The organism is Saccharopolyspora taberi (genome assembly GCF_039534165.1).
In the GTDB taxonomy this organism is placed as follows: Bacteria; Actinomycetota; Actinomycetes; order Mycobacteriales; family Pseudonocardiaceae; genus Saccharopolyspora_D; species Saccharopolyspora_D taberi.
In genome coordinates this window covers 45,034-57,096 of the sequence record NZ_BAAAUX010000018.1, presented here as the reverse complement: position 1 = coordinate 57,096, position 12,063 = coordinate 45,034, and the positions used below count along the sequence as shown (strand labels likewise).

The following is a 12,063-nucleotide window of genomic DNA, read 5'->3' as shown; positions in this document are numbered from 1 at the left end:
TCTCGTGGCTGTCAGGCGCGCAGCGCCGCGCCGAAGCGCTTCTCCGCTGCCGCGACCGCCGCGTCCCGCGCCTCGGTCGCCTCGTCCTGCTTCAGCGTCCGGTCCGGCGCGCGGAACCGCAGCGCCAGCGCGAGCGACTTCTTGCCCGCGCCGAGCTGCTCACCGGCGTAGGAGTCGAACAGCCGGACGTCCTCCAGCAGCTCACCCGCACCGGAGCGGACCACGTCGATCAGCTCGGCCGAGGGCACCTGCGCGTCGACCACCAGCGCGATGTCCAGCAGCACCGGCGGGTACGCCGAGATCACCGGCGCCGGGCGGTGGTCGGTCAGCGGCAGCGCGTCCAGGTCGAGCTCCATCGCGCAGGTCCGCTTGGGCAGGCCGAGCGCGTCGACGACCTTGGGGTGCAGCTCACCGGCGTGGCCGACCACGGTGTCGCCGACCTTGAACTGCGCGCACCGGCCCGGGTGCCACGGCGCCAGGTCGCCCGCGGTGACGGTCAGCTCGACCCCGGCCACGGCGGCGACCCGCCGCGCGGCCTGCACCGCGTCCGCCCAGGTCGCGTCCCGGCCCGGACCCCACCAGCCCGCGTGCTCGCGCTGCCCCGCCAGCACCGCGCCGACGTGCGTGGGCTGCGCCGGGATCGCGGTGTGCAGCGCCTCCAGCTCGACGTCGGAGGGGCGGCCGGACACGCCGACCGCCGGCACCTCCGGCTGCTGCTCGGCGGGCAGCACGACCTGTCCGATGTGGAACAGCGCCAGGTCGCGCCTGCCCCGGGACACGTTGCGCTGCAAGGCCTCCAGCAGTCCGGTCAGCACCGTCGTGGTCAGGTCCGAGCGGTCGCTCTCCAGCGCGTTGAGCAGCTTGAGGGTGCGGCGGCGCGGGTCGTCCTCGCCGATGCCGAGGCCGTCGAGCACGTCCGGACCGGTGAACGGGAACGGCAGCACCTCGACGTAGCCCTCGGCCGCGAGCGCCCGGGAGATCGAGCGGTGCCTGCGCTGCGCCGGGGTCAGGCCGCGGCCGGGCGGTGCGGCGGGCAGCACCGACGGGATCGTGTGGTAGCCCTCCAGCCGCAGCACCTCCTCGACCAGGTCCGCGGGCTGGGTCAGGTCCGGCCGCCAGCTCGGCGGCGTCGCGGTCACCAGGCCGACGCCCTCGTCCGAGGTGCCCACCTCGATCCGGCAGCCGATCTGGGTCAGCCGCCGCGCGGTCACACCGCGCTCGTAGTTCACGCCCGCGATCCGGTCCGGCAGCGCCAGCGGCATCGTGACCGGGGCAGGCGTGGTCGGCTCGCCGACGTCGGTGCGGCCCTGGGCGATGGTGCCCTCGCCGTAGCGGACCAGCAGCTGCGCGGCCAGCTCGGTGGCCTGCGGCGCGACCAGCGGGTCCACCGACCGCTCGAAGCGCTTGCCCGCCTCGCTGGGCAGCTTGTGCCTGCGGATGGTCCGGGCGATGCTGGCCGGATCCCAGTTCGCCGCCTCCAGCAGCACGTCGTGGGTCTCGTCGCCGATCTCGGTGGTCGCGCCGCCCATCACCCCGGCGAGCGAGACCGGGCCGCTGTCGTCGCAGATCACGACGTCGTCGGGGTCCAGCACCCGCTCCACGTCGTCGAGCGTGGTCAGCTTCTCCCCCGCCTTGGCGCGGCGCACCACGATGTCGCCGGAGAGCTTGCTGGTGTCCCAGGCGTGCAGCGGCTGGCCCAATTCGAGCATCACGTAGTTGGTGACGTCGACCGCCAGCGAGATCGAGCGGATGCCCGCCAGCGCGAGCCGCCGCCGCATCCACCACGGGGTCGGCGCCGTCGGGTCCACGCCGGTGACCCGGCGGAGCACGAACCGGCTGCACGCGCTCGGGTCGTCGATGCGCACCGTCCGCGACGGCTGCTCGTCGGCGGGCACCGGCCGGGTGCCCGGGTCGCCGAACGGCACGTCCAGCGCGTTGGACAGCTCGCGGGCCAGGCCGCGCACCGAGAAGCAGTACCCGCGGTCCGGGGTGATGGCCAGCTCGATCACCGAGTCGTCGAGGCCGACCTGCTCGACCGCGTCGTCACCGGGGTCGGCCGAGCCCGACGGAAGCACCAGGATGCCGTCGTGGTCCTCGCCGATGCCCAGCTCCTTGGCCGAGCAGATCATGCCCCGGCTCATCCGGCCGTAAGTCTTGCGCTCGCCGATCTCGAAACCGCCGGGCAGCACGGTGCCGGGCAGCGCGACGACGACGAGGTCGCCCTCGCGGAAGTTGCTGGCACCGCAGATGATCTCCTGCAGCACCCTGGCGCCGTCGGAGTCCTCGCCGACCTCGACCCGGCAGTGCCGGATCGGCTTCTTGAACTCGGTCAGCTCCTCGATCTCGGCCACGCGGCCGACGACCAGCGGGCCGCGCACCGACGACAGGTGCGCGACGTCCTCGACCTCGAGCCCGATCCGGACGAACGCCTCGGCCAACGCCTCTGCGGTCGTGTCCTCGGGCAGCTCGAGGTGCTCGGCCAACCAGGAAACCGGAATCCGCACTTGGTCAGGCCCTTCTCTCGTTGAAGTGCAAACAGGTCAGGAGTCGATGCCGAACGGCAGCGTGAACCGGGCGTCGCCCTCGATCATGTCCCGCATGTCCGGGATCCCGTTGCGGAACTGCAGGGTGCGCTCCAGGCCCATGCCGAAGGCGAATCCGGTGTGGACGTCGGGGTCGACACCGCTGGCGCGGAGCACGTTCGGGTTCACCATGCCGCAGCCGCCCCACTCGACCCAGCCGGGGCCGCCCTTCTTCTGCGGGAACCACACGTCCATCTCCGCGGACGGCTCGGTGAACGGGAAGAACGACGGGCGCAGCCGGATCCGGGACTCCTCGCCGAACATCGCGCGGGCGAACGCGTCCAGCGTGCCCTTCAGGTGCGCCATGGTCAGGCCCTTGTCCACCGCCAGCCCCTCGACCTGGTGGAACACCGGGGTGTGGGTGGCGTCGAGCTCGTCGGTGCGGAAGGTCCGGCCGGGGCAGACCACGTACACCGGCAGCTCGCGGCCCAGCAGCGCGCGGACCTGCGACGGCGAGGTGTGCGTGCGCAGCACCAGCCCGGAGTTCTCCGGCCCGACGTAGAAGGTGTCCTGCATCGTGCGGGCGGGGTGGTCCTTGCCGAAGTTCAGCGCGTCGAAGTTGAACCACTCCGCCTCCAGCTCGGGGCCTTCGGCGACCTCCCAGCCCATGGCCACGAAGGTGTCCTCGACGTGCTCGATGAGCTGCGTGATCGGGTGCCGCGCGCCGGCCGGGACCCGGTCCCAGGGCAGCGTGACGTCGACCGACTCCTCGCGCAGCACGCGCTCGTCGCGCTCGGCCTGGAGCTTGGCGCGGCGCTCGTCGAAGGCGCTCTGGATCGCCTCGCGGGCGACGTTGACCCGCTTGCCCGCCTCCGAGCGGGCCTTCGGCGGGAGCGCGCCGATCTCGCGCCGGGCGGTCAGCAGCGGCGACCGCTCCCCGAGGTGCGCGGGTTTGGCGGCGGTCAGCTCGTCGAGGTCGGCGGCCTCGTCGAAGGCGCGGCGCGCGTCGGCGACGGCGCTGTCCAGCGTCTCCGGGGAGAGCGCGGCGACCTGCTTCGGGTCGTACGGGTCGTTTGCTCCGGACATCGTTGGTGCGTGGCTCCCGTGATCCGACAGGCCCCGCCGCGCCGTCGGCGCGCCGAACGCGGACCTGCTCGTTGACAAGCGGACTCGTACCGCAGCTGGCCTTGCCAGTCTATGCGACCGTCCCAACCGGATAACGCGGAGATCCGCGTGTCGGCGGGTCGCACAGTTGCGGCTGCTCAGCACCCGTGGGGCCGCTGAGCTGCTGGAAGAGGCTTGGCACACCCGTTGTGCGAGGCGGTTCAGCCCCGAGCACCGCGGTGCTGGGCGCGGGCCGAGGCGTAGAGGCAGACCGCCGCCGCGGTGGCCAGGTTCAGGCTTTCCGCCCTGCCGTACAGCGGCACCCGCAGCGTCGCGTCCAGCTGCGCGGTCACGTCCTCGGAGAGGCCGTGCGCCTCGCTGCCGAACACCCAGGCGGTGGGCGCGGCGAGGTCCGCCTCGGCGGCGTCGAGGTCGTCGGCGGCGTAGCCGTCGGCGCCGACCAGCCGCAGGCCGGCCTCGCGACAGGCGGCGAAGACCGCGGGGACGTCGCGGTCCCTGGCCACCGGCAGGTGGAACAGGCTGCCGGTCGACGCCCGCACCGCCTTGCCGTTGTAGGCGTCGACGGTGTCGCCGGCGAAGACCACCGCGCCCGCTCCCGCGGCGTCGGCGACCCGCACGACGGTGCCCGCGTTGCCCGGGTCGGCGATGCCGACCAGCACCGCGACCAGCGGCGGGCGCCCGGCCAGCGCCTCGGCGACGGTGGTCGCGGGCACGTCGCAGACGGCGACGAGGCCCTGCGGGGTGACGGTCTCCGACAGCGAGGCCGCCGCCCGGTCGGTCACCCGGCGCACCGGGACCGAGGCCGCCCGCGCGCTCGCGACCAGCTCGTCGTGGCGCGGGTCAGCGGTGGCGAACACCTCGCGCACGCGCGCGCCGGGCGAGGCCAGCGCCTCGCGCACGGCCTGCGCGCCTTCGGCGAGGAAGGCACCCGCGCGCTCCCGGCCCGCCCGGCGGGTCAGCTTGCGAGCGACGACGACCCGGGAGGAACGCTCCGTCAGCGGAGCGTCCGTCCCGGGTCGCGGTGCCTGTCCGGTGCCGTCGGCGATCAGGCCGCACCTTCCGGCAGGTGCTGCTTGGCGACCTCGACCAGCGCGGCGAACGCCTGCGGGTCGTTGACCGCGAGCTCGGCCAGGATCTTGCGGTCGACCTCGACCTCGGCGGCCTTCAGGCCCTGCACGAAGCGGGCGTAGGTGAGGCCGTTCTGCCGGGTCGCGGCGTTGATGCGGGTGATCCACAGCTTCCGGAAGTCACCCTTGCGGGCCCGCCGGTCGCGGTAGGAGTAGGTCATCGAGTGGAGCATCTGCTCCTTGGCCTTGCGGTACAGCCGCGAGCGCTGACCACGGTAGCCCTTCGCCGAGTCGAGAATCGTCCGGCGCTTCTTCTGGGCGTTCACTGCCCGCTTGACGCGTGCCACGGGGTCCGTCCTGTTGATCTCATCGGGGGCGGGGCGACCGCCCGGGCGTGGGACTGGGTTTCACCGGCGGGGCGAACCCGCCGCGAGCTGGAAGCTCAGCGACCCAGCAGCTTGTTGATGCGCTTGACGTCGGCCTTGGCCACCGCTTCGGTGCCCTCGAGGCGACGGGTGACGCGGCTGGACTTCTTCTCCAGGATGTGCCGACGACCGGCCTGCTCCCGCCGCAGCTTGCCGCTGCCGGTCACCTTGAACCGCTTGGCCGTGCCGCTGTGGGTCTTGTTCTTCGGCATCTTCTCGTCCTCAGTTTCTTCGGGGGTTCGCATGGAGACCGGGCAGGATCTCGCGAACCCTGCCCGGTTTCGATGCGCGTTCCGTCGCGGTGCGGGGCGGGGCGGGCCCGCCCCGGATCACGACGCGTTCGCCTTGGGCTTGGTCTTGTTCGTCTTGTGCGGCGCGAGGACCATGATCATGTTCCGGCCGTCCTGCTTCGGGTTGGCCTCGATGAAGCCCAGGTCGGAAACGTCGTCGGCCAGCCGTTGCAGCAGGCGGAATCCCAGCTCCGGACGCGACTGCTCACGACCGCGGAACATGATCGTCACCTTGACCTTGTGACCCTGGCCGAGGAAGCGGGACACGTGGCCCTTCTTCGTCTCGTAGTCGTGCGGGTCGATCTTCGGCCGGAGCTTCTGCTCCTTGATGACGGTCTGCTGCTGGTTGCGGCGCGATTCGCGGGCCTTCTGCGCACTCTCGTACTTGAACTTGCCGTAGTCCATGAGCTTGCAGACCGGCGGGCGCGCCTGCGGGGCGACCTCGACAAGGTCCAGGTCCGCTTCCTGCGCGAGACGGAGCGCGTCCTCGATGCGGACGATCCCGACCTGTTCGCCGTTGGGTCCGACCAAGCGGACCTCCGGCACGCGGATGCGGTCGTTGATGCGCGTCTCGGAGCTGATGGGGCCTCCTCGGTTCGATGGCTTTCGCTGCTGCACCGCGGCGCGTGAAGCTCGCCCCTCGAACCGGTACGCCAATACCGTTCGTTCCGCCGTGGACGCACGCCATCGGCGGGACCTTGACCTGGAGACCTTCGAAGCGGTCACTCAGGTGGGAGCGGGGCTCCACTTTGCCGCCCCCGAGTGCTCGGGAGCTGGTCGCTCGTGCCAGGGTACCAGGCGTGACTGAACGGCAGCCAACCCCGCCCCCCGCGCACGGCGGTGCGACTCACGGTGGTGAGACTTCGGACGACGCGGACTTCCAGCACAACGTCCGCGATCTCGGTGATGTTCCCAGCGTCGAGGTCATCAGCCGGTCGGCCGTCATGCTGATGTCGGCCGCGGCCGAGCGGCTGGGCCTGAGCGCGGAGGACCCCGAGACCTCGCCCGCGCGCGACCTGGACGAGGCGCGGCGACTGATCACCGCGCTGGCCGGCCTGGTCACGGCGTCGGTGGAGTACCTCGGACCGCACGCGGGCCCGCTGCGCGACGGGTTGCAGTCGCTGCAGCGCGCCTTCCGGGAGTACTCCGCGGTGCCGGACGCGCCGGGCAAGGGGCCGGGCGAGAAGTACACCGGACCGGTGTACTGAATTCGCCCCGATTCCCCGGAGGACATTGAAAGCGGGCAGTTGTCAAATTTCCGGAATTCCCGGTCGCCATGTGCGGCCGGGAATTTTTCTGCGTACTGTCGGCGTTCGCACCGAGCCCTTTCCATTCGCTCCGGGGGATCCGCATGTCCTTGCCCGAGTCGTTGCAGGCGACTTTCGTGCCCGAGTCCGGTGCCGTCGCGTTCTGGGGCCGGGCCGATCCCGCCGGCCTCGGCCTCCCGCCCGGCGCGGCCACGACCCTGGCCACCGCGCTGCCTTCCGGAGACGGTGTTGCCGACGCCGATGTCCCCGCAACAGCGGTCCCGCTCGGCGAAGCGCTGGGCGTGCTGGCCGCTTTCCCCTCCCCTGACCGGTGGCCGGGATGGCAGCGTCCCGGCGATTCCGTGCTTGCCTGGAGCGTCGCCGCGAAACTCGCGTTGGAGCAGGTGTGCGCGGGAATGCTCGTGCCCGTTCACGACGGCAGCCGGCTCCGCTGGCGGCTGGCGCGCTCGCGCGACGGGCGCTGGAACGCACTGGCCGAGTCGTTTCCGCCCGCGGGTCATGCGCTACGCCGCGACGGCGGGATTTGGAGCGCTCCGGATCTGCTCGCGGCTTTCGCGGATTCGGTGGCGGATCTGTGCGCGCGGGGCGGCGACGGGCCGGAATCCGAACTCGATCCCGATGCCCTGGCGGAATGGGCGAGCCCGCTGCTCGACAGCGGGACGCCGATGGGCGGCAGGCTCTGCTTGCGGCTCGGAGTCCCGGACCGCGACGGGCAGGCATGGCCGCTGACCTTCCACCTCCAGGTCGCCGACGCACCGGAGGTGTCGGTACCGGCCGAGCGGGCGTGGGCGGCGGGGTCGGCCACCCTGCAACTGCCCGGCGGTGCGCTCGCGGACCCGCAGGACTCGCTGGTCCGGGGCCTCGCGCACGCCGCCGAGGTGTTCCCGCCGGTCGACGCGGCGCTGTCACAGCGGTCCCCGACCGGGATGGACCTCGACACCGACCAGGCCGCCGCGCTGCTCGCCGACGGCGTGCCCGCGCTGAGGCGGGCGGGCATCGCGGTCGAGGTTCCCGACGTCGGTGTCCGGCGGGTGCGGGCACGGCTGCGCGCGGACGGCGACACCTTCCGCTGGGAGGCCGCGCTGGGCGACTCGGCGCTGGAACCCGGGGAGCTGGACGAGATCATCGCCCTGGGCAGGCCGCTCGCGCGCTGGCGCGGCGAGTGGATCCGGGCGGACGCCCGCGAGCTGCGCCGGGTCCGGGACCTGCTCGGGCGGACCGGGGAGCTCACCGGTCCCGAAGCGCTCGCGGTGGTCCTCGAAGGCCATCGCAGCACGGGCGAGCTCGGCGAGGTCGAGGTGTCGGCCGAGGGGCGGCTGCGCGAGCTGGTCGACCGGCTCGCCCCGGGCTCGGCGCAGCCGCGGCTGGACGGGATCGACGCCACCCTGCGGCACTACCAGGAGCGCGGGGTCGCGTGGTTGCAGCTGATGGCCGACCTCGGGCTCGGCGCGGTGCTCGCCGACGACATGGGGTTGGGCAAGACGTTGCAGACCATCGCGCTGCTGGCCGGGCGCGGTGGCGACCGGCCGCACCTGGTGGTCTGCCCGACCTCGGTGGTCGGCAACTGGCAGCGGGAGCTGGCCCGGTTCGCCCCGGACCTGCCGGTGCACGGCTACCACGGCCCGGGCCGCAGGCCGGTCTTCGAGCCGGGGTCGGTGGTGGTCACCAGCTACGCGCTGCTCCGGCTCGACGCCGACCGGCTGGCCGGTACCGAGTGGGACGTGGTGGTCCTGGACGAGGCCCAGCAGATCAAGAACCAGGCCGGGCTGACCGCGCGTTCGGCCGCGCGGCTGCGCGCGCGGGCGCGGGTCGCGCTGACCGGCACGCCGGTGGAGAACCGGCTGTCGGAGCTGTGGTCGATCATGAACTTCGCCAATCCCGCGCTGCTCGGCCCGTTCGCGCGGTTCAAGGAGCGCTTCGCGATCCCGATCGAGCGCTGGCGCGATCCCGAGGCGACCGCTCGGCTGCGCGCGGTGGTCGCGCCGTTCCTGCTGCGGCGCCTCAAGGACGAGGTCGCGACCGATCTGCCGGAGAAGGTGGAGTCGGTCGTGTCGTGCGCGCTGACCGGTGAGCAGGCCCGGCTCTACCGCCGGACCGTCGAGCGCGCGCTGGACTCCGGCCTGGGCGACGGGATCGCCAGGCGGGGCCGCGTCCTCAAGCTGCTGACCGAGCTCAAGCAGATCTGCAACCACCCGGCGCAGTTCCTGCGCGAGCCCGGGCCGCTGCCGGAGCGGTCCGGGAAGCTGGCGCGTGCCACGGAGATGCTGGCCGAGGTGGTGGCCGCCGGGGACCGGGCCCTGGTGTTCACGCAGTACCGGGTGATGGGCGAGCTGCTGGCCCGGCACCTCGCCGAGGAGCTGGGGCTCGGGCGGGTGCCGTTCCTGCACGGCGGGGTCGACGCGGCCGGGCGCAGGCGCCTGGTCGACGAGTTCCAGACCTCCGACCGGGCCGCGCCGCTGCTGGTCGTGAGCCTGAAGGCGGGCGGGACCGGGCTGAACCTGACCCGCGCGACCCACGTCCTGCACTACGACCGGTGGTGGAACCCGGCCGTGGAGGACCAGGCGACCGACCGCGCGCACCGCATCGGGCAGACCCGGGCGGTGCTGGTCCACAAGCTGGTCACCCACGGCACGCTGGAGGAGCGGATCACCGATCTGCTGGAGCGCAAGCGGGAGCTGGCCGACGCGGTGGTCGGCAGCGGTGAGTCGTGGCTGACCGAGCTGGACGACGACGCGCTGCGCGCGCTCGTCGAGCTGGCCGACGAGGAGGCGTGATGGAGTTCGGCGAGACCTGGTGGGGCAGGCGGTGGCGGCGGGCGCTGGAGTCGCTGGGCGCGACCTACCCGAATCCCCGGCTGCCGCGAGGACGTTCGCTGGCCCGCACCGGCGCGGTGGAGGACCTGGTGGTCGCGCCGGGCGAGGTGTCGGCGCGGGTGCGCCAGCGCGACCGGGTGCACGAGGTGCGGCTGCGGGTGCCCGCGTTCACCGATGCCGAGTGGCGGACCGCGACTTCGGCGCTGGCCGGGAAGATCCGGCACGCGGTCGCGTTGCTGGACGGAACGCTGCCGGAGGACGTCGACGACACCTTGCGCGAGGTGGAGCTGTCCTTGTTCCCGCGGAAGGGCGAGCTCAGCTCGGAGTGCGGATGCACGACGAAGGCCGACCCGTGCGCTCACGCGGCCGCGGTGCACTACGTGCTCGCGACGGCTTTGGACGACGATCCGTTTCTGCTGACGAAGTTCCGGGGGCGGGAGCGGGAGCCGTTGTTGTCCGGTCTGCGGGCGGCTCGCTTGGGAGAGCCGGGCGACTGGTTCAGCGCGCGGGGTGATCTTGCCGCGATCACCGTCCACCCCGTGGAGCCCGATGGGGAGGTCGAGGCGCTGCGGTTGCTGGGGCCCGCACCCGGTTTTCGGCCCGGGGAGTGGGAATCGGTCGCTCGGCGGGCGGCCGCCCGGGCTTGGGCGCTGGCCGATGCTCCGCAGGGCGGCTGAGAATGCCGCGGCACTCCCGGATGTCCGGCGGGCGCACGGCAAATGCCTGGAACCCGGGTGGCGCGGCAGCGGGGCTCAACCGGGTGGCGCGGTTGCGGGGCTCAAACCGCCAGCAGCACGACCCCGGCCACGACGAGCACCCCGCCGAGGGCGTAGGCGAGGACTTCGCCGCGCGGTGCGATCTTCTCGACTGCGATCACGGCGGCGAGCCCGGCCATCCACGCCAGGCTCATCGCCCCGGCGGCGACCAGGACGGCCATCAGCGCCCAGCAGCAGCCCAGGCAGTACCCGCCGTGGATCGCACCGACCCGCAGCGCCCCGGCGGGGCCGCGCGCGGCCGTCTCGCCGTACCGGACCAGCAGCGCCAGCGGCGAGCGGCAGCGCACGAGGCACCACCGCTTCAACGGCGTGAACTGGTACGCGCCCGCGACCAACAGAACGACCCCGCCGACGCGCGGATCCATCGGCAGGGTCCGCAGCAGCAGGTAGGCCGGGACGCCCGTGAGGCCCCAGACCAGCAGGTACCCGGCGGTCAGGGAGGCGAGCACGGTGGGCCCGGCGCGCGTCATCCGGCTCAGGCCGACGGTGAAGGGGGTGATGACCGGCAGCATCATCGCGGCCATCATCACCAGCCAGATCGGCAGGAACAGCGCGAGCCCGGGCGCCATCTCCGGCATCAGCCGGCCGCCGGCGGCCAGCCACGCCGCCGCGGCGAGGGCAAGCAGAACCCCCGCGAGCCCGAGTTCGGCCCTCGTCCAGGTGCGGGGCGCGGGGATTCCGCGGGTCATGCGCCGTCCGGCCCGTACCAGTCGAAGGGGATGAGCTTGCTGGAGAAGCCGGACCGCTGCCAGCTGAAGCCCAGCGCGTCGGCGAAGTCGGTCGTGGCCCGGCCCCAGACCGCCGCGCCCTGACCCGGGCCGACCTCGGCGCCGGGCAGGTTGTGCACCCGCACCGGCTCCCCCGGCGTGCTCGTCGGTCCGGTGAGCGCCTCGACGGTCGCCTCCGCCTTCCCGGGGATGCGCACGCTCCAGGTCGCGAGGTCGTCGGCGACCGACGACTCGACGGGCGAGATCTCGACCGCCACGACCCGGCCGCCGACGAGTTCGGCGAACCGCGCGGGCCAGCCACCGGCCTGCCCGCCGAAGATCGCCCGCAGCGCGCCCTGCTGCGACTCGCCCGCCCGCTCGTCGATGAACACCGCCAGCCGGGCGTCGCTGTGCTCGGCCCACACGTTGCCGACGAAGGAGCCGAGCATGGCCACCCGGAGCCCGCCCAACCGGACCTGCCCGTAGTTGCCACTGCGGATCTCCCACAGCAGCACGCCGTCGCAGTCCCCGAAGGTCGGCGGCTGCGCGAACGAGCACGGGCACGGAATCGTGCACTTGCAGGCGTCGAACCACACGCCTTCGAGGTGCCAGTTCGGAATCGTCACCACTTCACCGTGCACTCGCCCGGCGCGGGCCGGACACGGCCGAAATACCGTTCTCCGGCCGCGGAGTCAGGCCGGGAACAGCCCGGCCGCGATGCCCAGCAGCAGACCCGAACCGAGCAGCCAAACCGCGGGCGCGACGCTTCGGAACTTCGTTCTGCCACTCGACTTCTTCCAGTCGTTATTGCCGCAAAACTTCGCGAAATCCTCGGAAGTCATCGCCTCCGCGTGACGCCTCAAGCCACGGAGCCGGCCTCGAAGAAAACGGCGACGGTGACGGCCCCGGGGTCGATGACGCCGCGGGCGTGCTCGCCGACGTAGCTGGCGCGGCCGCGGCGCGCGAGCAGCTGCGCGGTGGACTCCGCGCCGCGCTGCGCTGCGGCGGCTGCGTCGCGCAGGGCCGCGGGCAGCTCGGCGCCGCGGTCGGCCGCGGCGCTGAGCGCCTCG

13 protein-coding genes are annotated in these 12,063 nt (G+C 73.0%); 3 read left to right on the top strand and 10 right to left on the bottom strand.

Annotation, left to right across the window (positions count from 1 at the left end; genetic code table 11):
- Nucleotides 1-11 precede the first annotated feature (11 nt).
- The 6 genes from pheT to infC all read right to left on the bottom strand — a co-directional run bounded on the left by pheT (nucleotide 12) and on the right by infC (nucleotide 6,047).
- Entirely contained in the window at nucleotides 12-2,504 is a 2,493-nt protein-coding gene (gene pheT / locus ABD691_RS21685) for a phenylalanine--tRNA ligase subunit beta (protein ID WP_344682527.1), read from the bottom strand.
- 36 nt (nucleotides 2,505-2,540) lie between these two features.
- The gene (pheS, locus tag ABD691_RS21680; RefSeq protein WP_344682525.1) at nucleotides 2,541-3,608 is read right to left on the bottom strand and encodes a phenylalanine--tRNA ligase subunit alpha; all 1,068 of its coding nucleotides are present in this window, start codon (nucleotides 3,606-3,608) and stop codon (nucleotides 2,541-2,543) included.
- 239 nt (nucleotides 3,609-3,847) lie between these two features.
- The gene (locus ABD691_RS21675) at nucleotides 3,848-4,606 is read right to left on the bottom strand and encodes a TrmH family RNA methyltransferase (protein WP_344682564.1); all 759 of its coding nucleotides are present in this window, start codon (nucleotides 4,604-4,606) and stop codon (nucleotides 3,848-3,850) included.
- 86 nt (nucleotides 4,607-4,692) lie between these two features.
- Nucleotides 4,693-5,061 carry a 50S ribosomal protein L20 gene (gene rplT, locus ABD691_RS21670; RefSeq protein WP_344682523.1) on the bottom strand — a complete coding sequence of 123 codons (369 nt, stop codon included), beginning with the start codon at nucleotides 5,059-5,061 and terminating at the stop codon, nucleotides 4,693-4,695.
- A gap of 95 nt (nucleotides 5,062-5,156) precedes the next feature.
- Nucleotides 5,157-5,351: a 50S ribosomal protein L35 gene (rpmI, locus tag ABD691_RS21665; protein ID WP_344682521.1), complete on the bottom strand. Its 195-nt coding sequence runs from the start codon at nucleotides 5,349-5,351 to the stop codon at nucleotides 5,157-5,159.
- Nucleotides 5,352-5,468: 117 nt separating this feature from the next.
- Nucleotides 5,469-6,047, bottom strand: coding sequence for a translation initiation factor IF-3 (gene infC / locus ABD691_RS21660; protein ID WP_344682519.1), 579 nt, complete (start codon nucleotides 6,045-6,047; stop codon nucleotides 5,469-5,471).
- Between the two features lie 308 nt (nucleotides 6,048-6,355).
- Here infC and ABD691_RS21655 point away from each other — a divergent pair, with 308 nt between their 5' ends.
- From ABD691_RS21655 to ABD691_RS21645, 3 genes are all read left to right on the top strand, one after another.
- Nucleotides 6,356-6,637 carry a DUF1844 domain-containing protein gene (locus tag ABD691_RS21655; protein ID WP_344682562.1) on the top strand — a complete coding sequence of 94 codons (282 nt, stop codon included), beginning with the start codon at nucleotides 6,356-6,358 and terminating at the stop codon, nucleotides 6,635-6,637.
- Between the two features lie 143 nt (nucleotides 6,638-6,780).
- Nucleotides 6,781-9,471, top strand: a complete 2,691-nt coding sequence (locus ABD691_RS21650; protein WP_344682517.1) for a DEAD/DEAH box helicase — start codon at nucleotides 6,781-6,783, stop codon at nucleotides 9,469-9,471.
- Complete coding sequence (locus tag ABD691_RS21645) at nucleotides 9,471-10,187, top strand: SWIM zinc finger family protein (protein ID WP_344682515.1); 717 nt, start codon at nucleotides 9,471-9,473, stop codon at nucleotides 10,185-10,187. The genes ABD691_RS21650 and ABD691_RS21645 overlap by 1 nt, the downstream gene beginning before the upstream one ends.
- Nucleotides 10,188-10,288: 101 nt before the next feature.
- On the opposite strand, the gene ABD691_RS21640 is transcribed toward ABD691_RS21645, so the two are convergent.
- The 4 genes from ABD691_RS21640 to ABD691_RS21625 form a co-directional block, all read right to left on the bottom strand.
- Nucleotides 10,289-10,975: a DUF2182 domain-containing protein gene (locus ABD691_RS21640; protein WP_344682513.1), complete on the bottom strand. Its 687-nt coding sequence runs from the start codon at nucleotides 10,973-10,975 to the stop codon at nucleotides 10,289-10,291.
- A complete protein-coding gene (locus ABD691_RS21635) occupies nucleotides 10,972-11,613 on the bottom strand; it encodes a DUF1326 domain-containing protein (protein ID WP_344682560.1) in 642 nt (213 codons plus the stop codon). Before ABD691_RS21635 ends, ABD691_RS21640 begins: the two co-directional genes overlap by 4 nt.
- A gap of 72 nt (nucleotides 11,614-11,685) precedes the next feature.
- Entirely contained in the window at nucleotides 11,686-11,835 is a 150-nt protein-coding gene (locus ABD691_RS21630) for a hypothetical protein (RefSeq protein WP_344682511.1), read from the bottom strand.
- A gap of 17 nt (nucleotides 11,836-11,852) precedes the next feature.
- Complete coding sequence (locus ABD691_RS21625) at nucleotides 11,853-12,014, bottom strand: DAK2 domain-containing protein (RefSeq protein ID WP_344682558.1); 162 nt, start codon at nucleotides 12,012-12,014, stop codon at nucleotides 11,853-11,855.
- Nucleotides 12,015-12,063: the final 49 nt, after the last annotated feature.

What these genes read in the sequence shown, in the direction of transcription:
- pheS (WP_344682525.1), bottom strand. Translation starts at nt 3,608, where the DNA reads ATGTCCGGAGCAAACGACCCGTACGACCCGAAGCAGGTCGCCGCGCTC.
- rpmI (WP_344682521.1), bottom strand. Translation starts at nt 5,351, where the DNA reads ATGCCGAAGAACAAGACCCACAGCGGCACGGCCAAGCGGTTCAAGGTG.
- ABD691_RS21650 (WP_344682517.1), top strand. Translation starts at nt 6,781, where the DNA reads ATGTCCTTGCCCGAGTCGTTGCAGGCGACTTTCGTGCCCGAGTCCGGT.
- ABD691_RS21645 (WP_344682515.1), top strand. Translation starts at nt 9,471, where the DNA reads ATGGAGTTCGGCGAGACCTGGTGGGGCAGGCGGTGGCGGCGGGCGCTG.
- ABD691_RS21640 (WP_344682513.1), bottom strand. Translation starts at nt 10,975, where the DNA reads ATGACCCGCGGAATCCCCGCGCCCCGCACCTGGACGAGGGCCGAACTC.
- ABD691_RS21630 (WP_344682511.1), bottom strand. Translation starts at nt 11,835, where the DNA reads ATGACTTCCGAGGATTTCGCGAAGTTTTGCGGCAATAACGACTGGAAG.